This is a genomic window from Streptomyces sp. NPDC107498 (assembly GCF_055582805.1).
The window spans coordinates 439,736-460,879 of the sequence record NZ_JBVJPE010000003.1 but is presented as its reverse complement, the minus strand read 5'-3'; the positions used below and the strand labels follow the sequence as shown (position 1 = coordinate 460,879).

The window sequence follows — 21,144 nt, the reverse complement described above, 5'->3', positions numbered from 1 at the left end:
CGGCGCACGTCCGGCTACAGGATCGGCTGGTCGGCCTCGACGGTCGCGATGGCGCGACGGCAGGCGTCGCGGAACTTCACGAACTCGCCGTTCCAGGTGGCCGCACGGGCGGACCGGGACGAGGGGTCGTCGAAGAGGCTCTGGCGCAGCTCCGTGGTCATCTCGATCTGGGCGCCCTTGCCGAGCATCGTGAGGTTGCACGGGTTGGTGACGTGGCTGCCGTTGAAGTCGTCGAGCCTCGTGCCGTACCGGGGGTCGAAGGCGTCGATCGCCGGGAAGCCCGCCTTGGTGAGTTCGTTCACCAGGGCCGTGCGGAACGCCGGGTTGAGACCGCCGACGACGGCCAGCCGGGGATCGGTGCTCGGCGGCCAGACCATGGGCTCGGGCATGCCCAGCTGGTCGTACTTGCAGCCGTGCAGCGACAGCACGTTGAGGTGGCTCCTGGCCATGGACAGGGCGACGTGGTCGTCACAGTTCTTCGAGGTGACGTGCAGCGCCGAGTTGCCGCCGGAGAGCAGGCCCTCGAACATCCAGTAGTCGTACGTGGTCGGCAGGACCGGGGCGCCGGCGGCGTCGCCCGGGCTGTAGCCGGCGATGCCCAGGGCGAGCTCGCTGGTGCCGATCTCGATGCCGCCGCCGTGCAGGGCGAGGATCGCGGTGCGCGGGAAGTCGTACTTCTCGCTCTGCTTCAGGTCGAACTTCTCGTGGCGGCGGTAGCGACGGCTGTACGCGGTGCCCTCGACCAGCTTCGGGTCCCTGTACAGGGCGGTGTTGTGGGCGTACTCGACGTCCTCGGCGAACGCCGGCGCGGCGGTGGCCAGTTGGCCCAGGAGGGGGGTGCCCGCCGCAGCGGCGGCGGCGAAGGCCGTCAGGACCGTGCGGCGGGACGCGGTGCGCTCGGAAAGTGTCATGTGCGGAACATAACTGATCATGGTCCGCGCTCCTCCAGGTACCGGGTGTGAATCTCCTGGCGGATCGCCTCCGCCTGCCGGAGCGCGGTGGCGACGTCGGACATCTCCTCGCGCAGCAGCGACAACTGGCGTTCCAGGTGCCGCTCCGGCGGCTCCGCGCCCGGGGCGACCCGCGACCACCACCGCGTCCGCACGAAGGCGTCGACGGCCTCCGGGACGTCCTGCCGCACCGCGCGGGCGAGGACGTGGAGGTGGTCCGGGTCGCTCACCCGGCCCGGTGCGAGCAGGGCCTCGACCAGGGCGTCGAGCTCGGTGAGCCGGTCGCGGGAGGACGGCGGCAGCTCCACCTCGGTGAGGTACGCGCGCAGCTTCGTGAAGTCGGCCCGCAGGGCGCCGAGTTGCTCGTCGGCGTCCGGGAAGTGCGGGGTGTCGGGGCGCTCGGGCGGGGCGATCAGGGCCCCCGCCGCGTACAGCCCCGCCACCACCAGCGGCCAGAGGCCGCCCGCCGCGCCGGTGAGGGCGATCCCGACCCCGGCCAGGCCGCAGGCGCTGCCGGTCAGGTTCTTCCGGGACTCGACGTACCCGAGCAGGCGGCTACTGGTACCCACGGATCTCCTCGAAGGCGCCGTCGAGCGAACCCCGGGTCGCGTCGAAGAGCTTGCCGCCGGTCAGGCCCGCGACGTGGTCGAGCTCGCCGCGGTCGGAGTCTCCGAAGAGGATCGGGAAGACCGGGGTGCGCTGCTGCTCAGCCGGGAGCGAGCGGTAGAAGGCGTCGAAGGCGGACGCCGGGTCGCCGTCGGTGTTCTCCCCGTCCGTCATCAGGACGACCGAGGTGAAGCTGTCGGACGGCGCCCTGCCCAGGAAGCGGTACGCCTCCTGGAGGCTGGAGTAGACGGCCGTGCCGCCGGAGGCCGAGAGCTTCCGCGAGTCGGCGCGGATCGCGTCGAGCGCCGCCTTCGGCGAGGCCGGGTCGACCGTGTGCGTACGGACCTCGCCCTGCTTCACCGAGGAGCCGAAGGGCATCAGGGTGACCTCCTCCCGGTCCCGGAAGTCGCCGGTCAGCTCGGTGAGCGCCGACTTCAGCCGGTCGAGCCGCTCGCCGCCCATGGAGCCCGAGGTGTCGAGCACGTAGACCGTGCGGGACGGCCGGCGCAGGCTGTTGTCGTACGCGTCGAGCAGGCCGTCGGCGACCGCCCGGCTGCCCGGGAACGGCAGCTCGCGGCGCTGGTCCCGGGCGAGTGCCGAGGCCGGGCGGACCCCGGCGACCACCGGGCGGCGCAGGGTCGTCTCGGTGATCCGCCGCTGGGCGCCCGGGGTCCGCAGGTACGTGGTGAGCCGGTCCGCCGCCTCCTTCGCCTCGGGGCGGGCGGAGGTGAGCAGGGTGAACGGGTAGTCGGCGGTCACGACCCCGTCGGACGGCCGGATCACGGTCAGCTTCTCGGGCGCGGACAGCAGCACGGACTCGTAGTTCACGAGGGCGTCGACGTCGGTGCGGCGGGCGTAGGCCGTGGCCAGCCAGCCGGAGGAGCCCGAGGTCAGCTTCTGGCCCGTGAAGAACTCCTTCAGGCGCGGGGTGGCCCGGGTGACGTCCTGCCCGGTCAGCGCGGACTGGGCGCCGGAGAGCCCGGAGGCGACCGAGACGAGTGCGGAGAAGCCGGAGTTGGAGCGCTTCGGGTCCGTCATGCCGTACGTCAGCTTCCCGTCGGCGACGGCCCGGTGCAGCTGCGACCAGGTCACCTTCGCCGGGTCCCAGCCGAGCCGGGTGACGGTGGCGGGCCGCACCCCGAGCGCCACCGGCGAGGTCATGACCGGGGTCTCGTCGGTGATCTTCCTCGCCGTGTCCGGGCGCAGCCGGAGGTAGTCGTTGGAGGAGAGCCACACCGCGTCGTAGCCCTTGTCCGCCTCGCCGGACGCGATGCGCTCGACGGCGTCCAGGGTGCCGGCGTAGGTGGGGCGGACGGTGACCCCGGTCGCCTCGGCGGCCTCGTCGAGGACCGGGCCCATGTCGGCCAGTTCGGAGGAGGCGAGGACCCGGAGGGTGCCGGCCTCGTACTCCGTGCCGTGCCCGTCGGGGCGGTCGCCGCCGCCGTCACCGCCGTCGCCGCCGGAGCAGGCGGTGGCGAGGAGCGCGAGCGCGAGGACGGCGGTCGCGGTGCGGACGGCCGTGCGGCGCAGCCGGACGGCGGTGCGGCGGGCCGCCCTCGGGGCGGTCGGGGGAGGGGCCGGGCGGGAGGTGTCGTGGGCGGCCGGGCGGGTGGCGTCGTGGTTCATCCGAGGCCGCCTTCGAGGGCGCCGGTGCGGCGGCTGCGGTCCAGGTGGGCGCTCGCCTCCTGGAGTTCGGCGGTCAGCGACTCGACCGTCGCCGCCATCGACTCCGTCGCCCGCGCCTTGTACGTGTCGATGGCGTCGAGCGTCCGGTAGATCTGCTGGAAGGCCGTGCGGAGCGTCTCGGCACCCACCGCCGGGTCCGCCGCGATCCGTTGGATCTCGCCCGCCTGACCGGCCAGCATCTCGGCATTGCCCCGGATCAGGTCCTCGGTCGTCGAGCGCAGCACGTTCACCTGCTCGGTGACCTTCCGCTGGTTCTCCAGCGCGGAGGCGAGCATCACCGCGATCCGCAGCGCCGACAGGGTCGTCGTCGCCGCCCGGTCCACGCCCTTGATCAGCTCGTCGTTGTTCCGGCGGACCACGTCCATCGCCAGGTACCCCTGGGCGCAGACGGCGAGTTGGGTGAGGAGGTCCTGGTGCTTCTGCCGGACCGGGAAGAGGACGTCGGCGCGCAGCGCGTCCGCCTGGGCCGGGTCCGCGGTGAGGGCGATGCGCTCCTCCACGGCCGCGTCGAGCGCGTCGGTGAGCACCGCGTACTCCTGGAGCTTGCCCATGGTCTCCCACAGCCGGGCCCGCTCCGTCTGCAACGCGGCGTTGTCGCGGCGCAGTTCGTCCTGGCCGCCGCGCAGCGAACCGACGATCCGGTTCAGCGTGGCCTGCGAGGAGGCGTACGCGGCGACGTGGTCGCGCAGCCTGTTGCCGCCAGGGAGCTTCGACAGCAGCCCCTTGAGGCCCTTGCCGGGGGTGGCGCGGGGGTCCAGGTCCTCGACCGTGCGCCGCAGTTCGACGAGGGAGGAGCCGACCCGGGTCTGCGCGTCGCCGCCGCCCGCGCCCTCGCCGAGGGAGCGGATCGTGCGGTCCAGCATCCGGTTCGACTGCTGCGCGGCGGAGCGCATCTCGCCCGCGCCGAGCGCCGCTATCTCGCCGATCCGGCCGGCGAACTCGGGTGAGCGCGGGTCGAGCCCGGACAGCGAGCCGACGTACTCCTCGGCCCGGCGGGCCATCTCCGTACGGGCCGACTCGTCCAGCGGCACCAGGCCGGAGGCCTGCTCGGCGCGGACGACGGGCACGGGCTCGGGCGGGGTGAGGACGAGCGGGGTGTCGTGCTCGGGCGGTGTCAGGGCCATCGTCCTTCTCGGATCGTCGGGCGTGCTCATGCGGTGTCCCCCTGGTCGCGGGCCCGCAGCGCCATCTCGTGCAGCACCTCGCTGGTGGGCACGGGCGCCTGGCGGACGCCGGTCAGCGTCTGGTTGAGGTACTCGGTGCGGCCTTCGGTCGCGGCGGTGAACTCGCTCGCCGCGCCCTGCGGACGGAAGCCGTGGCGGACCGCCAGCCTGCGCAACTCGGGTTCGTTCGAGAGGAGTTCGCCGAGCTTCCGGCCGTTCTCGGTGAGCGGCACGAGCGTGTGGTCACTGTTGACCGTGGTGTCCGGGTAGAGGACGACGAGGTCGCCCATGGGCCGTCCGGCGAGCAGCTGGGCGGCGACCTGCGACTCGTACACGAGGACGAGCGGGTTGCCGACGCCGCTGATGAAGTCCCGGAAGGGCGCGTCCGAGCCGGACTGCTGGGCGCCCTGCACCTGGACCAGCTTGCGCAGGAGCGGGGCCGTGCGGGTGACGGCGGCCTCGTCGCCGGCGACCCGCCCGCCGTCGGCGACGTAGCTCGCGGCGGCGAGGTAGAGGGCGCCGGAGTTGGAGGCGACCGGGTCGGTGGAGGTGATGAAGAGGGTGCCGCTCAGCTCGGCGTGCCCGGCGGAGCCCTTGAGCTGCTGCCAGGTCCGGTCGGCGCGGGCCGCCGCGAGGTAGGCGTCCATCCTCAGGGTGCCGTTCGTGCCGCGCGGGCCGAGGGTCGCCAGGCCGTTGCCGGCGAGGACTTGGGCGGCGGCGCTGTGCGCGACGACGACGAGGGGCGAGTAGAAGGGCCGCAGCGGGGCGCCCGCCGCCTTGTCCTTCGCCCGCTCCTGCGCCTTCGCGCGCAGTTCGTCGGCCGGTCCCTTGGAGGACGGGAAGGCGAAGTCGTAGCCGTCGAGGGGCAGTTCCTCCATGTCCCAGGACCCGGAGGTCTCGGTGCCCACGGTGAAGCCCTTGGCGGCCAGGGCCTTCACCACCTGTGGATCGGCGAAGAACTCGGCCTTCTCCGATCCGATGACTCCTCGCACGGTCTTCGTTGCCGTGCCCGTGTCCTTGTCGCCGCCCGTCACGAGGACGGCGGCCACGCCGCCGAGGAGCAGGACGGCCAGGACGATTCCCAGGATGCGTCTCACGCGGGCAGCGTGCTCGCGGAAACCCACGTTCCGGGGGGAGTCGGGTGTACGGGGGGTGAAGGAGCGATCCCGGTACCGAACCGGAGCGGGGGGCGCCGGATCCCGGGGAGTCTCCGGGGTGTTCGGCGTCGCGCCGGTGAGTGGCGCCCGGTCCGCGTGGTTCGTGCCACGCGGACCGGGGCCGTCAGGGGGCGGCGACCAGGGTGTCCCCGGCCAGCGCCGCGGTGTGCGCGTCCATGCGCTCGGCGGCGAGGATCGCGGCGGCCGTGTCGGCCCGGGAGGCGGCGACGACCAGTGCGCGGCCCGCGAGGGTGTGCGCCCTGCGGTGCAGGTCCTGCGCGGACGAACCGCTCAGTCCGGCGTTCCGCGCGGGCGGTGCGCCGCGCAGCCGCGCCACCTGCCGGGCGATCAGCTCGCCGGCCTCCTTGTCGCCCAGCTCGTCGGTGACGGCGAGCAGGGCGGCGAGGTGTCCGGCGAGCTGGATGTCCAGCTCCTCCTCGCGGGAGCGGTGCGGGTACGCGTCCTGGGCGTCGTCGGCCATCCGGTGGACCGACTTGGTGCGGATCGGTTCGTACATGGGGACGGCCTCCTGAGGTGCTCCGAAGGCCATCCTAGCTTAGATCGAATCTAAAGTTGAGCGTTGTCCGGAGTGCGGGATCAGGGCTGGCCGTACCCGTCCAGGAACCGGCCGATCCGCGTCACCGCGTCCGCCAGGTCCGCGGCCGCCGGCAGCGTGACGATCCGGAAGTGGTCGGGCTCGTGCCAGTTGAAGCCCGTCCCGTGCACGACCATGATCTTCTCGGCCCGCAGCAGGTCCAGGACCATCTGCCGGTCGTCCTTGATCTTGTAGACGTTCGGGTCGAGGCGCGGGAAGAGGTACAGCGCGCCCTTCGGCTTCACGCACGTCACGCCCGGGATCTGCGTCAGCAGCTCGTACGCCGTGTCCCGCTGCTCCAGGAGCCGCCCGCCCGGCAGCACCAGGTCCTCGATCGACTGCCGGCCCTGGAGCGCGGCGGCCACCGCGTGCTGCGCCGGCATGTTCGCGCAGAGGCGCATGTTGGCGAGGATCGTGAGGCCCTCGATGTACGAGGACGCGTGGTGCTTCGGGCCGCAGACCGCGAGCCAGCCGGAGCGGAAACCGGCCACCCGGTAGTTCTTGCTCATCCCGTTGAAGGTGAGCACGAGGAGGTCGGGGGCGACCGCGGCGGTCGGGGTGTGCGTGGTGCCGTCGTAGAGGATCTTGTCGTAGATCTCGTCCGAGCAGACGACCAGGTCGTGCCGGCGGGCGATCTCCGTCAGCGAGCGGAGCATCTCGTCGTCGTAGACGGCACCCGTCGGGTTGTTCGGGTTGATGATCACGATCGCCTTGGTGCGGTCGGTGATCTTCCGCTCGATGTCCGCGAGGTCCGGCATCCAGTCGGACTGCTCGTCGCAGCGGTAGTGCACCGCCGTACCGCCCGCGAGCGAGACCGAGGCGGTCCACAGCGGATAGTCCGGGGCCGGGACGAGGACCTCGTCGCCGTCGTCGAGCAGCGCCTGCATCGACATCTGGATCAGCTCCGAGACGCCGTTGCCCAGGTAGATGTCCTCGACGGAGAGCGGGATGCCCTTGGTCTCGTAGTGGCTCATCACCGCCCGGCGGGCCGAGAGCAGCCCCTTCGCGTCGCCGTAGCCGTGCGCCTCGGAGAGGTTGCGGAGCACGTCCTCCAGGATCGCGGGCGGACACTCGAAGCCGAAGGCGGCCGGATTGCCCGTGTTCAGCTTGAGGATGCGATGACCCGCGGCCTCAAGCCGCATCGCCTCTTCGAGCACCGGACCCCGGATTTCGTAACAGACGTTGGCGAGCTTCGTGGACTGGATCACCTGCATGACGAGAGCTTACGGCGGGCTCGACCGGGACGCCGAGTGTTTTGGGACACGTCGGACAACCGGACCGGGCGCGGCGGACTGTGACCCGCATCGCATCGGCGGTGTCGTGCTCCCTACAATCCGGGCCATGGACCACCTCGATCCCGGAGCCGCCGGGTCACGGCGCGCCCGGCGCCGTCACGCCTCCGCACGCCGGGGCCGCGGGGCGGTGTGGCTGCTCACCGGGGGCGGCGTCACCGTCCTCGGGCTCGCCGCCGCGCTGCTCGCCGGCGGTCTCGGCAAGAGCGGCGGCACGCGGTCCCCCGCCGACGGCGGGGCGGACGGACCGCCCGCGCTGATCCGGGCCGAACCGACCGACGGGTCGCCGACGACGCGGCGGACCCCGGCAGCCGTGGCCTCCGGCTCCTCGGGCGGCGGCGCCGCGTCCGTGCCCGGCGACCGTACGGACGGGCCCGCGTCCTCCGCGAGGACGACGGCCGCCACTGCTCCGTCCGGGGCGGCGACCACCGCTCCGGAGGCCCCGGGCGCCCCGACGGCGGCCGCGCCGACAGCCGGACCGACGGCCGGCGCCACGGCCTCGGACGGCGGTCGGCCGGAGAAGCCGGGCAAGGGGCGGGGAGGGAACAGGCACCCGAAGTAGGGCGGCCCGCGCGGCGGGGCCGCGACCCCGGTCCGGGACGTCGGGCAGCCGGGATAGGTTGGCACGTCATGTGGGTCTTCAGTGCCTCCGGATGCCGGTGGCTGGGTGCGGGCGGATCGCTCGCCGTCACCGTCGGCGGGTACGCGGCCGGCACCCTTCCGGTCCTCGGCGGCGGACCGCTGTGGCAGTCGCGCGGCTCCGCCCTCACCGTCGCCGGCGCCGTCCTCGCCCACCTCGGCCTGACCCTGCTCGTCGCCGCCTGGTGGCGCTACGGCGTGCTCCTCGCCCGGGGCCCGCGCGACGGGGTCCCCGCCACCCTCGCCTGCTGGGCCGCGCCGCTGCTCCTCGCCCCGCCGCTGCACAGCGCCGACGTCTACAGCTACGTCGCCCAGGGCGGCATGGTCCTGTCGGGCCACGACGTGTACGGGGCCGGGCCCTCCGTCCTCGGCCCCGGCGACCTCGGGGCCGACGCGGCCGCCAGCGTCGGCGGGAACTGGACCGACACCCCCGCGCCCTACGGGCCCGCCTTCCTGCTCCTCGCCGCGGCCGTCGTGAAGGCGACCGGCGGGGCGGTCGTGCCCGCCGTCCTCGGGATGCGGCTGATCGCCCTCGGCGCGCTCGTCCTGATCGTGTGGGCGGTGCGGGGGCTCGGGGGCGGCGGGGGCGGCCTCTGGCTCGCCGTGCTCAATCCGCTGCTCCTGATCCACGTCGTCGGCGGCATGCACAACGACGGGCTGATGATCGGCCTCATGCTCGGCGGCGTCCTGCTCGCCACGCGCGGGCGGTGGGTGCTCGGCTCCGTCCTCGTCGGCTTCGCCGTGATGGTGAAGTCCCCGGCGGCGGTGGCCCTGCTCTTCATCGGGGTGATGGTGGCGCGCGGGGGCGGCGCGCGGGGCCTGGTGAAGGGGCTCGTCCTGCCGGGAGCCGTCGCGGCGACGGTGGCGGCGGGGGCGTCGGTGCTGGCGGGGACCGGGTTCGGATGGGCACGGACGCAGGGCGTGGCCGCGGCCATCCACACGCCGCTGTCCGTGACGAGCGACCTGGGACTGGGGCTCGGGGCGCTCCTCGGCGACCCGGACCCGGTCAAGGCCGTCGTGCAGAAGCTGGGCCTCGCCCTCGCCCTCGCGCTCATCGCGGTGCTCGCGTGGCGGGCCCACCGGGGGCGTCTCGACCCCGTTCTCGGGCTCGGGCTGTCGCTGGTCGCGCTCGTCGCGCTCTCGCCGATGGTCCAGCCCTGGTACCTGCTGTGGGGGACGGTCGTCGTCGCGGCGGTCGCCTGGCGGGGGCGGGCGGGGCAGGTGCTGGCCGTGCTGTCGGCGGCGCTGGTGTACGAGACGCAGCCCTCGGGACACACGCCCTGGTACGGGTTCGTGCTGGCGGGGGTGGTGCTGGGAGCGGGGCTCCTGTGGGTCCGGAGGTCGTCGTGGGGGAGCGCCGCCCTGGAGGAGGCCGCTCCCGTGGCTGCCGGGCGGTAGGGGCGGAGGCGCCCGCGAAGGCGCCGTTCCGTCGTGGGCGGAACGATCGCCCACGCCTCATGCGGTGCGGCGGATCGACCTTCCCGCCAGGACGTCCGTTCTCCTGCCGTCCTCCATCACGAACCTGCCGTCGACCAGGACGTGGGGGATGCCCACCGGGAGGGTCCGGGGGTTCTCGTACGTCGCGCCCGACGCGACCGTTGTCGGGTCGAAGAGGACCAGGTCCGCCACGTGGCCCTCCTTCACCAGGCCCCGGTCCGGGAGGCGGAGGCGGGCGGCCGGGCGGGAGGTGAGGTGGGCGACGCACTCCTCCAGGGAGAGGACGCCGAGCTCGCGCACGTACCGCCCCAGGTACTCCGGGAACGTGCCGTACGCGCGCGGGTGCGGCTTGAGGCCGTGGAGGATGCCGTCCGAGCCGCCCGTGTGCACCCGGTGGCGCATGATCGTCCGGACGTTCTCCTCGTGACCCACGTGCTGGAGGATCGTCGTGCCCAGGCGGTCCTCGACGAGGAGCCGGCGGGCCGTCCGCCAGGTGTCGACGCGGGTGCCCACCAGGCCCGCCAGGGCCGGGTCGGAGACGCCCGCGATCTCGATCGTCGCCCAGTCGACGGGCACCCCGTGGCAGCCGTCCGAGCCGAGTTCCTCCAGGTGGTGCCGGATCCGTTCCGCCGTGGCTGCGTCGCGGAGGCGCTCCAGGGTCGCGTCGGGGCCGCCTTCGCCCGCCCAGCTCGGGAGCAGCGCGAGCAGGGTCGTGCTGCCGGGGGTGTACGGGTACGTGTCGAGACTGATGTCGGCGCCCGCGTCGAGGGCCTCGTCGAGGAGGGCGAGGAGTTCCGGGGCGCGGCCCTCGTTCACGTCGAAGTTCATGGTGGCGTGGGCCAGGTGGAGGGCGCAGCCGGCCCCGCGGGCGAGCGCCACCATCTCCCCGTACGCGCGCAGCGCCCCCGCGCCGTACGAGCGGTGGTGCGGGCAGTAGTAGCCGCCGTACTCCGCCACGACCCGGCACAGCTCGGTGAGCTCGGAGTCCGGCGCGTACATCCCGGGGGTGTAGGTGAGGCCGGAGGACATGCCGACCGCGCCCTGTTCGAGGCCCTCGGCGACCAGACGCCGCATCCGGTTCAGCTCGGCCTCCGTCGCCGGACGGTCCTCCCAGCCCATCGCGTACATCCGGACCGTGCCCTGGGGGACGAGGTACGCGGCGTTCACGGCGACCCCGGCGTCCAGCCGGTCCAGGTACTCGCCGACCGTGCGCCAGTCGAGGTCGACGCTGGTGTCCCCGGGCGCGCCGCCGTTCCAGCCGCTGATCGTCCGGCGCACCTCCGCGAGCGTGCGGTCGTCGACGGGGGCGTACGACAGTCCGTCCTGCCCCAGGACTTCGAGGGTCACGCCCTGCGCGGCCTTCGCGCTGTGGTCCGGGTCGCGGAGCAGCGCGAGGTCGCTGTGGGCGTGCATGTCGATGAAACCGGGCGCCAGGGCGAGGCCCTCGACGTCCAGGACGCGGCGGGCGGTCGGACGCTGGCAGCCGGCCGCCGCGGCCTCCTTGACGATCGAGACGATCCGGCCGCCCTCGATCCCGACGTCGGCCCGGTAGGAGTCGCCGCCGCTGCCGTCGACGACCTCCGCGTCGCGGAAGACGAGGTCCATCACCCCGGTGCCCCCTCGCTCCTAGAAGAACGTGCGGATGTGGTCGACCACCGTGCCGTCCGCCTCGACGAGCGGGATCAGCTGCCACTTGTCGAAGATCGTGCAGGGGTGCGACAGGCCCATCCCCACCCAGTCGCCGACCTCCAGGTCCGCGCCCGGTTCGGTGCGGAGCCAGGCGTGCTGGTCGGAGAGGCCCGTCACGGTGATGCCCTCCGCGGCGCGGATCTCACCCGTGCGGGCGTCACGGACCACCTGTGCCTCGGGGAGGTGCAGGTCGTGGGCGGCGTCCCGCTTGCCCGCGTTGGTGAAGGCCTGCTCGGCGGTGGGGCGGGAGACGACCTGCGACCAGAGCCGGAACGCGGGCCGCAGCGCGCCCTCCTCGGGGATCCGGTTGAACGGGGTGCGGTCGCGGTACTGGCCGTCGTCGTGCGAGACGTACGCGCCGGAGCGCAGCAGCTTCAGGACCGGGAGGGAGAGGTCGGGGACCTCCGCGAAGACCTCGGCGACCGTGTCGAACCACTCGCTGCCGCCCGCGCTCACCACGATCTCGCCGACGGCGGGGTCGAAGCGGCCGGCCTTGTCGAAGTCGACCGCGAGCCCGACGAGCCGGTGCAGCCACGCGCGCACCGAGTCGGCGTCGGCCCCGGGCATCGTGCCCTCGTACCCGGCGACGCCGACCAGCCGCAGGGCGGGGGCGGCCGCGACCGCGTCGGCGACGGCCGCGCACTCCGGATCCGTCCGCACGCCCGTGCGCCCGGTCGCCCCGGCGGCCAGCTCGACGACCACGTCCACGGGGCGGACCGCGCCGGCCGCGCGCAGGGCCTCGTCCATCAGCTCGACGCCCCGCACGGAGTCGACGTAGCAGACGAAGCGGAAGTCCGGGTCGGCGTCGAGCTCGGCGGCGAGCCAGCGCAGGGCGGCGGCGTCCACGAGCTCGTTGGCCAGGAAGATCCGGGCGACGCCGTGCGCGCGGTAGACGCGGGCCTGGTGCGGGACGGCGGCGGTGATGCCCCAGGCGCCGTGCTCCAGCTGCCGGTCGAAGAGCTGGGGGGCCATGGAGGTCTTGCCGTGCGGGGCGAAGGCGAGGCCGTGGCGCTCGGAGTAGGCCTCCAGGAGGCGCAGGTTGTGCTCGACGGACTCGGCGGAGAGGGCGAGGACGGGGGTGGTGAAGCCGCCGGTGAAGAGGTTGCGCCGCTGGGCGGAGAGCGCGCCGACGGTCAGGCCCTCGGCGTCCGGGGGCAGGGCCTTGAAGCGGTGGTCGACGCGCTCGTTCGCCAGGTCGGGCATGAGGTCTCCTCGTTGCGGGTGTTGCGCACTGTGCAACGCTCATTGCGCATGGTGCTCAAGGCTGTCTAACATCCGGGCCGAGGCCGGGTCAATGGACCCGCACGAGGCGGAGGGAACCCGATCGTGAGCGAATCCGCGTCCCCGTCCGCGGTCGCAGTCCCGTCCGCGGTCGAGGCCCCGGACGCCGTCGGCCCCGACACCCTCCACTCCGACGTCATCCGTCCCGACACCGTCGGCCCCGACACCCTCCACCCCGACGTCATCCGTCCCGACACCGTCGGCCCCGACACCCTCCGCCCCGACAGCGTCCGTCCTGACACCGTCCGCCCCGACGTCGTCTGCCTCGGCGAGTCCATGGTCGCCCTCCTGCCCTCCCGGCCCGGTCGCCTCGCCGACGTCCCCTCCTTCACCCGCGCGATCGGCGGCGCCGAGTCCAACGTCGCCTGCGCCCTCGCCGCCGCCGGGCACCGCGCCCGCTGGGTCGGCCGCGTCGGCCGCGACGGCTTCGGCGACCACCTCGTCGACACGATCGCGGGGTACGGGGTCGACGTCGGCGCCGTCGACCGCGACCCGCACCGGCCGACCGGCGTCTACTTCCGCACCGACGAGGACCGGGCCACCGACGCCCACGAGGTCCTCTACTACCGGGCGGGGTCCGCCGCCTCCGCCATGTCGCCCGCCACCGTCCCGTACGACTCCGTCGCCGGGGCCCGGATCCTCCACCTCACCGGCATCACCGCCGCCCTCTCCGCCGACTGCCTGGCGCTGATGCGGGAGCTCACCGCGCCACGGCCCGGGCGGCCGCTCGTCTCGTTCGACGTGAACCACCGGCCGGGACTGTGGCGGGACGGCGGCGCCTCCGCCGTACTGCTGGACCTCGCACGCCGGGCGGACGTCGTCTTCGTGGGCGCGGACGAGGCGGCGGCGCTGTGGGGCTGCGGGGACCCGGCCGCGATCCGTGCGGTGCTGGCGCGGCCGGCGGTGCTGGTGGTGAAGCGGGGCGGGGAGGGGGCGGTGGCGTTCGAGCGCCGCCCCGCCCCCGTTCCCGCCCCGCGCGAGCGCGACGCCGTCACCCCCGTCCCCGCCCCCCGCGTCACCGTCGTCTCCCCGATCGGCGCCGGGGACGCCTTCGCCGCCGGGTTCCTCTCCGGGACCCTCCGCGGGCTCGACATGACCGCGCGGCTGCGCCACGGGCACCTCGCGGCCGCCGCCGCGCTCACCGTGCCGGGCGATCTGGCGCGGCCGCCCCGCCGGGGCCGCGCCGACCGGCTGGCCGCGCTCGACGCCGAGGCCTGGGGCACACTTCACCTCGGCCCCGGCTGGACGGGGGACGACCAGGAGGTACGCACGCCATGAGCCAGACCGTCGACCGGGCGCTCAGCATCCTGCCGCTGCTCGCCCGGGGGCCCGCCGACCTCGGGCAGGTCGCCGAGCGGCTCGGCGTCCACAAGTCCACGGCCCTGCGGCTGCTGCGCACCCTCCACGAGCACGGTCTCGTCCACCGGCAGCAGGACCAGCGCTACCGCCTCGGCGCCCGCCTCTTCGCGCTCGCCCAGGAGGCCGTCGAGAACCTGGACGTCCGCGAGGTCGCCCATCCCTACCTCCTCGCCCTCAACGAGCGGATCGGGCACACGGTCCACCTCGCCGTGTACGAGGAGGGCGAGGTCGTCTACATCGACAAGGTCGAGAGCCGCTACCCGGTCCGCATGTACTCGCGCATCGGCAAGCCCGTCGCGATCACCGTCGCCGCCGTCGCCAAGCTGCTCCTCGCCGACCTGCCCGAGCCGGAGCGGCGCGCCGTCGCCGCGAAGCTCGACTACCCCCCGTACACGCCCCGTTCGACGCCGAACGCCGCCGCCCTGCTCAGGGAGCTGGCGACCGTGCGCGAACAGGGCTGGGCCACCGACCTCGGTGGCCACGAGGAGTCCATCAACTGCGTCGGCGCACCCGTCCGGGGCGCCGACGGGCGGGTCGTCGCGGCCCTGTCGGTCTCGGCGCCCAACGTGGTCGTCACCGCCGAGGAACTCCTCACCCTCCTCCCGGAGGTGCGCGGCACCGCGGACGCCATCAGCCGCGAGTACTCCGGCAAGCCCGCTACGAAGGACACCGCATGAACGAGAAGACCGCGATCATTCCCGCCACCCACACCGCCCCGCCCGCGAAGTTCTCGCACGGCGTGCGGAAGGGCAACATCCTCCAGGTCGCCGGCCAGGTCGGCTTCCTGCCCGCCGTCGAGGGACGGGCCCCGACGGTCGCGGGCCCGACCCTGCGCGAGCAGACCCTCCAGACCTTCGCCAACGTCAGGGCGGTCCTGGAGGAGGGCGGCGCGAGCTGGGAGGACGTGATGATGATGCGCGTCTACCTCACCGACGTGGACCACTTCGCGGAGATGAACGAGATCTACGACCGGTACTTCGAGGAGCAGGACCTCAAGGCGCCCGCCGCCGCCCGCACCACGGTCTACGTCGGCCTCCCGCCCGGCCTCCTCATCGAGATCGACGCCCTCGCCGTCCTGGACTGAGACGGGGGCGGGACGAAGGGGTGCCCCGGTCGGCGCGACCGGGGCACCCCTTTCCCACGGGCCGTCAGGCCGCGCAGTACTGCGCCTGCTTGCCGATCGAGCGATACATGCAGTCGGCGTTCTCCAGGAGCTGGAGGACGGCGTCGCGGTTGCGGCTCGTCTCCCGCTCGATGACCTCGTCGGGCGGGTAGAAGCCGCCGCCGCCGGACGACGGGTACATCTCGAAGGTGTACGCGAAGATCTTCTGCGTGCCCCACAGGTAGTCGTCGATCGAGCCGTCCGTGATGTACAGGTCGCTGGACTGCTCGGGCGTGTAGCCGTTGCTCGCGGCCATCCGGCCGCCGACGGTCGCGAAGGCGTCGCGGTCGTCCTGGGTCATGCCGGTGGTGGTGTTCGCCGTGGTCCAGCCGAAGGGCCAGAGGACCAGCTCGCTGTACGTGTGGAAGTCGATGGCCGCCGTGATCTGCTGCTTGCCGCCGACCACCCGGGAGCGGACGAAGTCGGCGACCACCTTCACCTCGGGAGCGGACTCGGGGGCCGCGCCCCGGTAGGTCTCGGAGCTCTTCGTGCCGGAGGAGCCGCCGCAGCAGCCCCACTTGTAGTCCCAGTTCCGGTTGAGGTCGGTGCCGATGTAGGAGGAGTTGGCGTTGGGCTGGCGGTTCTTGCGCCAGCTGCGGTAGGAGCCGCTCGCGATGTCGTACTCGCCGCCGTCCGGGTTGAGGTCCGGGACGATCCAGATCTCCCGGTTGTTCACCATGTTCGTGATGCGGGCGTCAGTGCCGTAGCCCGCGCCGAGTTCGCGCAGCAGGTAGAGCGCCATCTCGACGGTGAGGTGCTCGCGGGCGTGCTGGTGGTGGGTGAAGAGGACCTCGGGCTCGGCCTCGTCCGTGCCGACGTTGTCGCTGACCTTGATGGCGACGATGTCGCGGCCCTGGTACGTCTTGCCGATGACCCGCTTGCTCATGATCGAGGGGTGGGCGGCGAGGCGCTGGTCGATCTCCGCGTTCGTCTCCGCGTAGTTGTGGTACTTCGCGTCGGCGGAGGGGAAGTCGGCCGGGCCGAGCGTCTTGTCGGCCCCGGTGGCGCGGTCCGGCGGGCCGGGCAGGGCGACCGGCCGGTAGCCGAGGGCCTTGAGCCGGGCGAGTTGCTCGGTGTCGGCGCTGACGACGACCGAGCGGGCGTCGACCTCGTCGATCGAGACGCCGGTGGCGGCCAGGGCGGTGCGGGCGGCGACGGTGGACGGTCCGGCGATCTCGTACTGCCGGATCACCTCCTCCGCGCCGACGGCGATGCGGGCGGCGGTCGGCGCCGGGTCGGCCCCGGCGGGTGTGGTGAGCGCGGAGAGGGGCGCCGCGAGGGCGAACGCCGCGAGGGCCGCGAGGGTGGCGGACCTTCTGCCGCGGAGGGGACGTCGCATGCTGTCTCCTGGGTGGGGAGTGTGGGGGAGTGCGACCGAGCCGTGCGGGTGTCCGGGCACGTGGCGGCCCGGACGTGTACGTGTCCGGGCACATGGTCCGGCGATGTCATGAACGGGTCAAGGGAGGGAGTTCGGCCATACTGTCCCGCGTGGGGACCCTCATCGGTAGATACGTCATCGAGCACAAGCTGGGCGAAGGCGGCATGGGCACCGTCTACCTGGCCCGATCGCGCGGCGGGCGCGCCGTCGCCGTCAAGGTCGCACGGCCGGAACTCGCCTCCGACCCGTCCTTCCGCGCCCGCTTCCGCGCCGAGGTCGCCGCGGCCCGGCAGGTCGGCGGCTTCCACACCGCACAGGTCGTCGACGCTGACCCCGAGGCGGAGTCCCCCTGGCTCGCCACCGCCTACATCCCGGGGCCCACGCTCTCCGGACTCCTCACCGCCGAGGGCCCCATGGACGAGCCGCGGCTGCGCTCCCTCGGCGCCGCGCTCGCCGAGGCCCTGGAGGCGATCCACGCCTGCGGGCTCGTCCACCGCGACCTCAAGCCCGGCAACATCGTCATGGCCGCCGACGGGCCGCGCGTCCTCGACTTCGGGATCGCCCGCGCCCTGGAGTCCACCCGGCTCACCGCCACCGGCTCCGCCTTCGGCACCCCCGGCTACCTCGCCCCCGAACAGGCCCTCGGCGAGGAGGTGACCGGCGCCGCCGACGTCTTCGCGCTCGGCGCCGTCCTCGTCGCCGCGGCCGGCGGGCGGCCCTTCGGCGGGGGGACGCCGATGGGGCTCATGTACCGGTCGGTGCACGAGGCCCCCGACCTCGGCGCCGTGCCGGAGGCGCTGCGGCCGCTCGTGGGACGCTGCCTCGCCAAGAACCCCGCCGAACGGCCCACTCCGGACGCCCTCATGGACGAGCTGACGGAGGACCGGCCCGGGCCCGGGGCAGGGGGCGGGGCTGGGGCCGGGGCTGGGGTCGGGGCGTTCGGGCCGCCCGTGGCGCCCTCGATGCCGTCCATGGTGCCGGACCCCCGGGTGGCCGCGTCGACGCCCGTCGACGCGGTGCCGACGCCCGCGCCCCAGGGGCCGCCCGTCGACGCCGTGCCCGGGGCCTTCGGCGCCGTGCTGCCGCCCGGCCACGCGCTGCCGACGCCGGGTGCCGGTGTCCAGGACGCGGCCCCCGCCCCCGTACCGCACGCCGTCCCCGCCCCCGTACCGCATCCCGCCTATCACCACCTTCCGCCGCCGCCCCTCGCGCCGCCGCCGCCCGCGCCGGACTTCGCCGCCGCCGACCGGAACTCCGGCATCGCCGTCGACGGGGCCGGGGTGTCCCTGCACTTCTTCGGCGAGGAGGCCGACTTCCTCTGGAGCGAGATCGGCGCCGTACGGTACGAGCGCGTCCGGCGCGACCGGGTGCTGCGCGTCGCCGTCACGCTCTACGACGGCTCGGTCTACGACTGCGAGGTCGACGGCCGCCGCGCCGCCCGGGTCGACGAGTGGATCCTGCTGCTCGACCGGGTGCTGCGCCACTACCTGCCCGCGTGAGACGACGGCGCGGCGCCACCGGGGGAGCGGTGGCGCCGCGCCGTGGCCTCGGGACCGCTACGGCAGGTTGTGCACGTGCGGACCCACCGCGTTCGACCAGGCGTTGCCGGCCGTCGCGTCCCAGTTGGTCGACCAGGTCATGGCGCCGCGCAGCGACGGCCAGGTCTGGGTCGGCTTGAAGGTGCCGCAGCCGGTGCCCCTGGCCAGGCAGTCGAGCGCGTTCTTCACGACCTGCGGGTCGACGTAACCGCTGCCCGCGCCCCGCGTGGAGGCGGGGACGCCCAGGCCGACCTGCGACGGTGCGAGGCCGCCCTGGAGCTGGATGCAGGCGAGGGCGGTGAGGAAGTCCACCGAGCCCTGGCTGTAGACCTTGCCGTCGCAGCCCAGCATCGAACCGCTGTTGTAGTACTGGGTGTTGACCACCGTGAGGATGTCCTTCACGGCGAGCGCGGTCTTGAAGTACTCGGAGCCGGTGTTCTGCATGTCGATGGTCTGCGGGGCCATCGTCAGGACCATGGAGGAGCCCGCCTTGGCGGAGAGCTGCCGCAGCGCCTTGGTGAGGTACGTGGCGTTGACGCCGTGCTCCAGGTCGATGTCGATCCCGTTGAAGCCGTACTCCTGCATCAGGGCGTACGCGCTGTCGGCGAAGGCGGTCGCGGTGGCGTCACTGTTGATGGTGACGTTGCCCTTCTCGCCGCCGACGGAGAGGATCACGGACTTGCCGGCCGCCTTCTTGGCCGCGACGTCCGCCTTGAAGTCGGCGACCGAGGCGTAGCCGACGGCCGGGTCGAGGGTGAAGGCGATGTGGCCGGGCACGGCGGTGGAGTCCGCGAAGGAGACGGCGATGATGTCGTACGCCGCCTGGACGTCCCGCAGCTTCTGCTTGGCCGCGCCGTTGTCGAAGTTCTGCCAGTAGCCGGTGACGGCGTGCTTGGGCACGGCCGGGCCGGGGCCCGGGTCGGTGGCCTTGGCGGTGCGGGCCGTCACGGCGGCGGACTTCGCGGACTCGCCCGCGGCGTTCGTCGCGGAGACCTGGAACTGGTAGGCGGTGTCGGCGGTGAGCCCGGTGACGGTGGTGGACGTGCCGGTCACGGCCTGCGGGTTGCCGCCGTCCCGGTACACCTTGTAGCCCGTGGCGCCGGAGACCGCGTTCCAGCTCAGGGCGACGGAGCCGGTGGTGACCGCGCCGGCGGCGAGGCCGGCCGGGGTGGCCGGGGCGGTCGGGTCGGGGTCCTGGCCGCCGCCCCCGTCGGGCCCGAAGACGCTCACGTCGTCGACGAGGTAGGGCGAGGTGCCGTACCAGCCGTGGGTGTAGATCTCGACGGAGGTGGTGCTCGCCCCGGTGGTGAAGGTGGTGGTGAGCTGCTTCCAGGAGGGGCTGTCGGGCGTCCAGGTGGAGACGGTGCCGGTGCCGGTCCCGGTGTTGTTCGCGCCGAGGTAGGCGTAGCCGCCCTGGACCCAGGCGCTCAGCGTGTACGTCGAGTTGGGCTTCACGGCCACGGTCTGCACGCACTTGGCGTTGTCGAGACCGGCCGGGGTGGCGCGCAGGGCGCCGGCGCCGGTGCGGACCGGGGAGGAGACGGCGGCGCCGCTCCCGGCGGAACAGGACCAGCCGGTGAGGCCGTTCTCGAACCCGGCGTTCTTGGCGACGTTGACGTCCGCCGCCTGTGCGGTGCCGGCTCCGCCGACGAGGACGAGCCCGGAGCCGACGGCGAGCGCGAGGGCTCCGCTGAGCCGGCGCCTGCCGCGCGTGCGGGTGGTGGTGCGGTCCACGTGCATCCTCCGGTGGGGGAGTTGGGGATGTGGAGGTGCCGTACGTCGTCGTACGGAGGGGAGATGCGGGTACGGGGGTACCGGCGGCGGCCACCGCTGTCGGAACAAGTTGGTCCAGACCAATCGCATTGTCAATACCTCTGACGGCGAACGGTGTTCGGCGGGGTCCCGGGGGCCGCAACAAATGGAGGCAGCTTGGCGGATTGTGTGTTCACCACCCCGGGGGACGTGGATAAGGTGCAGAGACGGCGGCACCCTGCGGTGACGTCGCGAACGCGGTAAGTGATCCGCGGTCCCCGGGGCACCGGGGGCCGGAGGGGACGGGGGGTTCGACGTGCCGACAGCGATCGCCGTCACCAGCACCGACCTGGTGCTGCCGCCGACCGACCCCAGGACCCCGCAGGCCGCCGTGCTCCCGCCCCCCGGGACCCGCTCGCTCGACGCCTCCCTCGCCGACATGCAGCAGCTCCTCGCCCGGCACGGACACGTGGTCGTCGTCTGTCCCACCGCCGCGCCGACCGCCGTCGAGCACCGCCTGCACGCCGTCCGCGCCCTCCTGGAGAGCGACCGGATCGCACTGGTCAGGACCGACCTGCCGCCCCTCGGCGCGGCCGTCCTCGTCCGCCAGCTGCGCCAGCTCGCCGGCTGCGACTTCAGCCCCGGGGTCCTCGCCTCCGCCGCCCGGCTGCTCGCCCACTACATCTACGCCGGCGCCGTCCTCGGCTCCGTCTCCCGGCTCGACCGCGTCCCCGTGAGCCTCGGCTCCCACCTCAAGGGCTGGCTCCCCGGCGCCCACTTCGCCGTCCTCGCCGGGCCGACCCCGCAGATCGTCCGGGTCGGCTCGCGCTCCGGTTCCGGCCACGGTTCCGGCTCCGGCCACGGCTCCGGTCGCGGTTCCGGTTCCGGTTCCGGTTCCGGCGGGGACTCCCTCGCCGGACCGGAGTTCGCCACCGAACTCCTCCTCGCCCGCGGCCAGCTCCAGACCGACTGGCCCACCACCGCCCTCGTACCCCGGTGGCGGATCCCGGGGCCCGTGCACGAGGTGCCCCTGCCCGCGTCCTCGCCCGACTGGTGGGGCACCGGCAAGCTCGTCGAGTTCGCCGCGTACCTGCCCGACCCGTCCGTCCTCTACCAGCTCGTCTCCTCCGTACGCCGCGAGACCTGCCACTGGTGCGGGATGGAACTCATCGGCGACCGCTGCGGCTTCTGCGCCGCGCCGCTGCCCCCGGCCGCCCCGCCACCACCCGACCCGGGGACCCGCGCCCTCGGACCCGGCGCCCGTTCCGCCCGCGCCGCGCTGCCGTGAACGGACCCGCGCACCGCCGCCCGCCCCTGCCCGCCGGGACCCGTGCCCCGACCGTTCCGACGACCGTTCCGCCCGCTCCGCCCGCTCCGCCCGCTCCGACCGCTCCGACCGCTCCGAACGCTCCGACCGCTCCGACCGAGGAAGTACGGCCATGAACTCCCGCCAGCGCCGC

18 protein-coding genes are annotated in these 21,144 nt (G+C 73.9%); 7 read left to right on the top strand and 11 right to left on the bottom strand.

Annotated features, from left to right (window positions below; genetic code table 11):
- Positions 1–14: 14 nt before the first annotated feature.
- The 7 genes from ACZ66Z_RS07785 to ACZ66Z_RS07755 all read right to left on the bottom strand — a co-directional run bounded on the left by ACZ66Z_RS07785 (position 15) and on the right by ACZ66Z_RS07755 (position 7,371).
- Entirely contained in the window at positions 15–911 is an 897-nt protein-coding gene (locus ACZ66Z_RS07785; protein WP_469933091.1) for a poly-gamma-glutamate hydrolase family protein, read from the bottom strand.
- A 17-nt stretch (positions 912–928) separates the two neighbouring features.
- A complete protein-coding gene (locus tag ACZ66Z_RS07780; protein WP_469933090.1) occupies positions 929–1,519 on the bottom strand; it encodes a hypothetical protein in 591 nt (196 codons plus the stop codon).
- A complete protein-coding gene (locus ACZ66Z_RS07775) occupies positions 1,506–3,182 on the bottom strand; it encodes a substrate-binding and vWA domain-containing protein (protein ID WP_469933089.1) in 1,677 nt (558 codons plus the stop codon). The genes ACZ66Z_RS07780 and ACZ66Z_RS07775 overlap by 14 nt, the downstream gene beginning before the upstream one ends.
- Complete coding sequence (locus tag ACZ66Z_RS07770) at positions 3,179–4,396, bottom strand: toxic anion resistance protein (RefSeq protein WP_469933088.1); 1,218 nt, start codon at positions 4,394–4,396, stop codon at positions 3,179–3,181. Before ACZ66Z_RS07770 ends, ACZ66Z_RS07775 begins: the two co-directional genes overlap by 4 nt.
- On the bottom strand, positions 4,393–5,529 hold the full coding sequence (locus tag ACZ66Z_RS07765) for a hypothetical protein (protein ID WP_469933087.1): 1,137 nt from the start codon (positions 5,527–5,529) through the stop codon (positions 4,393–4,395). The genes ACZ66Z_RS07770 and ACZ66Z_RS07765 overlap by 4 nt, the downstream gene beginning before the upstream one ends.
- 157 nt (positions 5,530–5,686) lie before the next feature.
- Complete coding sequence (locus tag ACZ66Z_RS07760) at positions 5,687–6,079, bottom strand: SCO4983 family protein (RefSeq protein ID WP_469933086.1); 393 nt, start codon at positions 6,077–6,079, stop codon at positions 5,687–5,689.
- A gap of 80 nt (positions 6,080–6,159) precedes the next feature.
- A complete protein-coding gene (locus ACZ66Z_RS07755) occupies positions 6,160–7,371 on the bottom strand; it encodes a pyridoxal phosphate-dependent aminotransferase (RefSeq protein ID WP_469933085.1) in 1,212 nt (403 codons plus the stop codon).
- A 127-nt stretch (positions 7,372–7,498) separates the two neighbouring features.
- Between ACZ66Z_RS07755 and ACZ66Z_RS07750 the strand changes: the two genes are divergently transcribed.
- Both ACZ66Z_RS07750 and mptB read left to right on the top strand, forming a co-directional pair.
- Entirely contained in the window at positions 7,499–8,011 is a 513-nt protein-coding gene (locus tag ACZ66Z_RS07750) for a hypothetical protein (protein ID WP_469933084.1), read from the top strand.
- A 68-nt stretch (positions 8,012–8,079) separates the two neighbouring features.
- A complete protein-coding gene (mptB, locus tag ACZ66Z_RS07745; RefSeq protein WP_469933083.1) occupies positions 8,080–9,486 on the top strand; it encodes a polyprenol phosphomannose-dependent alpha 1,6 mannosyltransferase MptB in 1,407 nt (468 codons plus the stop codon).
- A gap of 57 nt (positions 9,487–9,543) precedes the next feature.
- Here mptB and ACZ66Z_RS07740 read toward each other — a convergent pair whose 3' ends face one another.
- On the bottom strand, positions 9,544–11,133 hold the full coding sequence (locus ACZ66Z_RS07740) for an N-acyl-D-amino-acid deacylase family protein (RefSeq protein WP_469933082.1): 1,590 nt from the start codon (positions 11,131–11,133) through the stop codon (positions 9,544–9,546).
- 18 nt (positions 11,134–11,151) lie between these two features.
- On the bottom strand, positions 11,152–12,417 hold the full coding sequence (locus tag ACZ66Z_RS07735; protein ID WP_469933081.1) for an alanine racemase: 1,266 nt from the start codon (positions 12,415–12,417) through the stop codon (positions 11,152–11,154).
- 354 nt (positions 12,418–12,771) lie between these two features.
- Between ACZ66Z_RS07735 and ACZ66Z_RS07730 the strand changes: the two genes are divergently transcribed.
- From ACZ66Z_RS07730 to ACZ66Z_RS07720, 3 genes are read left to right on the top strand one after another with little or no spacing between them, the layout of a single operon-like run.
- On the top strand, positions 12,772–13,773 hold the full coding sequence (locus ACZ66Z_RS07730; RefSeq protein ID WP_469933200.1) for a sugar kinase: 1,002 nt from the start codon (positions 12,772–12,774) through the stop codon (positions 13,771–13,773).
- Positions 13,770–14,531 (top strand): IclR family transcriptional regulator, encoded by a 762-nt coding sequence (locus ACZ66Z_RS07725; protein ID WP_469933080.1) that lies wholly within the window; start codon positions 13,770–13,772, stop codon positions 14,529–14,531. Before ACZ66Z_RS07730 ends, ACZ66Z_RS07725 begins: the two co-directional genes overlap by 4 nt.
- Positions 14,528–14,938, top strand: coding sequence for a RidA family protein (locus ACZ66Z_RS07720; protein ID WP_469933079.1), 411 nt, complete (start codon positions 14,528–14,530; stop codon positions 14,936–14,938). Before ACZ66Z_RS07725 ends, ACZ66Z_RS07720 begins: the two co-directional genes overlap by 4 nt.
- A gap of 64 nt (positions 14,939–15,002) precedes the next feature.
- On the opposite strand, the gene ACZ66Z_RS07715 is transcribed toward ACZ66Z_RS07720, so the two are convergent.
- Entirely contained in the window at positions 15,003–16,355 is a 1,353-nt protein-coding gene (locus ACZ66Z_RS07715) for a M14 family metallopeptidase (protein ID WP_469933078.1), read from the bottom strand.
- 149 nt (positions 16,356–16,504) lie between these two features.
- Between ACZ66Z_RS07715 and ACZ66Z_RS07710 the strand changes: the two genes are divergently transcribed.
- Positions 16,505–17,893, top strand: coding sequence for a serine/threonine-protein kinase (locus ACZ66Z_RS07710; protein WP_469933077.1), 1,389 nt, complete (start codon positions 16,505–16,507; stop codon positions 17,891–17,893).
- Positions 17,894–17,950: 57 nt separating this feature from the next.
- Here the strand turns inward: ACZ66Z_RS07710 and ACZ66Z_RS07705 are convergent, their stop codons facing one another.
- Positions 17,951–19,672 carry a chitinase gene (locus ACZ66Z_RS07705; protein WP_469933076.1) on the bottom strand — a complete coding sequence of 574 codons (1,722 nt, stop codon included), beginning with the start codon at positions 19,670–19,672 and terminating at the stop codon, positions 17,951–17,953.
- 328 nt (positions 19,673–20,000) lie between these two features.
- On the opposite strand from ACZ66Z_RS07705, the gene ACZ66Z_RS07700 reads away from it, so the two are divergent.
- Positions 20,001–20,972, top strand: a complete 972-nt coding sequence (locus ACZ66Z_RS07700) for a hypothetical protein (RefSeq protein WP_469933075.1) — start codon at positions 20,001–20,003, stop codon at positions 20,970–20,972.
- Positions 20,973–21,144: the final 172 nt, after the last annotated feature.

Coding starts and splice junctions, on each gene's coding strand:
- ACZ66Z_RS07785 (WP_469933091.1), bottom strand. CDS start 911: ATGACACTTTCCGAGCGCACCGCGTCCCGCCGCACGGTCCTGACGGCC.
- ACZ66Z_RS07775 (WP_469933089.1), bottom strand. CDS start 3,182: ATGAACCACGACGCCACCCGCCCGGCCGCCCACGACACCTCCCGCCCG.
- ACZ66Z_RS07770 (WP_469933088.1), bottom strand. CDS start 4,396: ATGAGCACGCCCGACGATCCGAGAAGGACGATGGCCCTGACACCGCCC.
- ACZ66Z_RS07760 (WP_469933086.1), bottom strand. CDS start 6,079: ATGTACGAACCGATCCGCACCAAGTCGGTCCACCGGATGGCCGACGAC.
- ACZ66Z_RS07755 (WP_469933085.1), bottom strand. CDS start 7,371: ATGCAGGTGATCCAGTCCACGAAGCTCGCCAACGTCTGTTACGAAATC.
- ACZ66Z_RS07750 (WP_469933084.1), top strand. CDS start 7,499: ATGGACCACCTCGATCCCGGAGCCGCCGGGTCACGGCGCGCCCGGCGC.
- mptB (WP_469933083.1), top strand. CDS start 8,080: ATGTGGGTCTTCAGTGCCTCCGGATGCCGGTGGCTGGGTGCGGGCGGA.
- ACZ66Z_RS07735 (WP_469933081.1), bottom strand. CDS start 12,417: ATGCCCGACCTGGCGAACGAGCGCGTCGACCACCGCTTCAAGGCCCTG.
- ACZ66Z_RS07730 (WP_469933200.1), top strand. CDS start 12,772: ATGGTCGCCCTCCTGCCCTCCCGGCCCGGTCGCCTCGCCGACGTCCCC.
- ACZ66Z_RS07725 (WP_469933080.1), top strand. CDS start 13,770: ATGAGCCAGACCGTCGACCGGGCGCTCAGCATCCTGCCGCTGCTCGCC.
- ACZ66Z_RS07720 (WP_469933079.1), top strand. CDS start 14,528: ATGAACGAGAAGACCGCGATCATTCCCGCCACCCACACCGCCCCGCCC.
- ACZ66Z_RS07715 (WP_469933078.1), bottom strand. CDS start 16,355: ATGCGACGTCCCCTCCGCGGCAGAAGGTCCGCCACCCTCGCGGCCCTC.
- ACZ66Z_RS07705 (WP_469933076.1), bottom strand. CDS start 19,672: ATGCACGTGGACCGCACCACCACCCGCACGCGCGGCAGGCGCCGGCTC.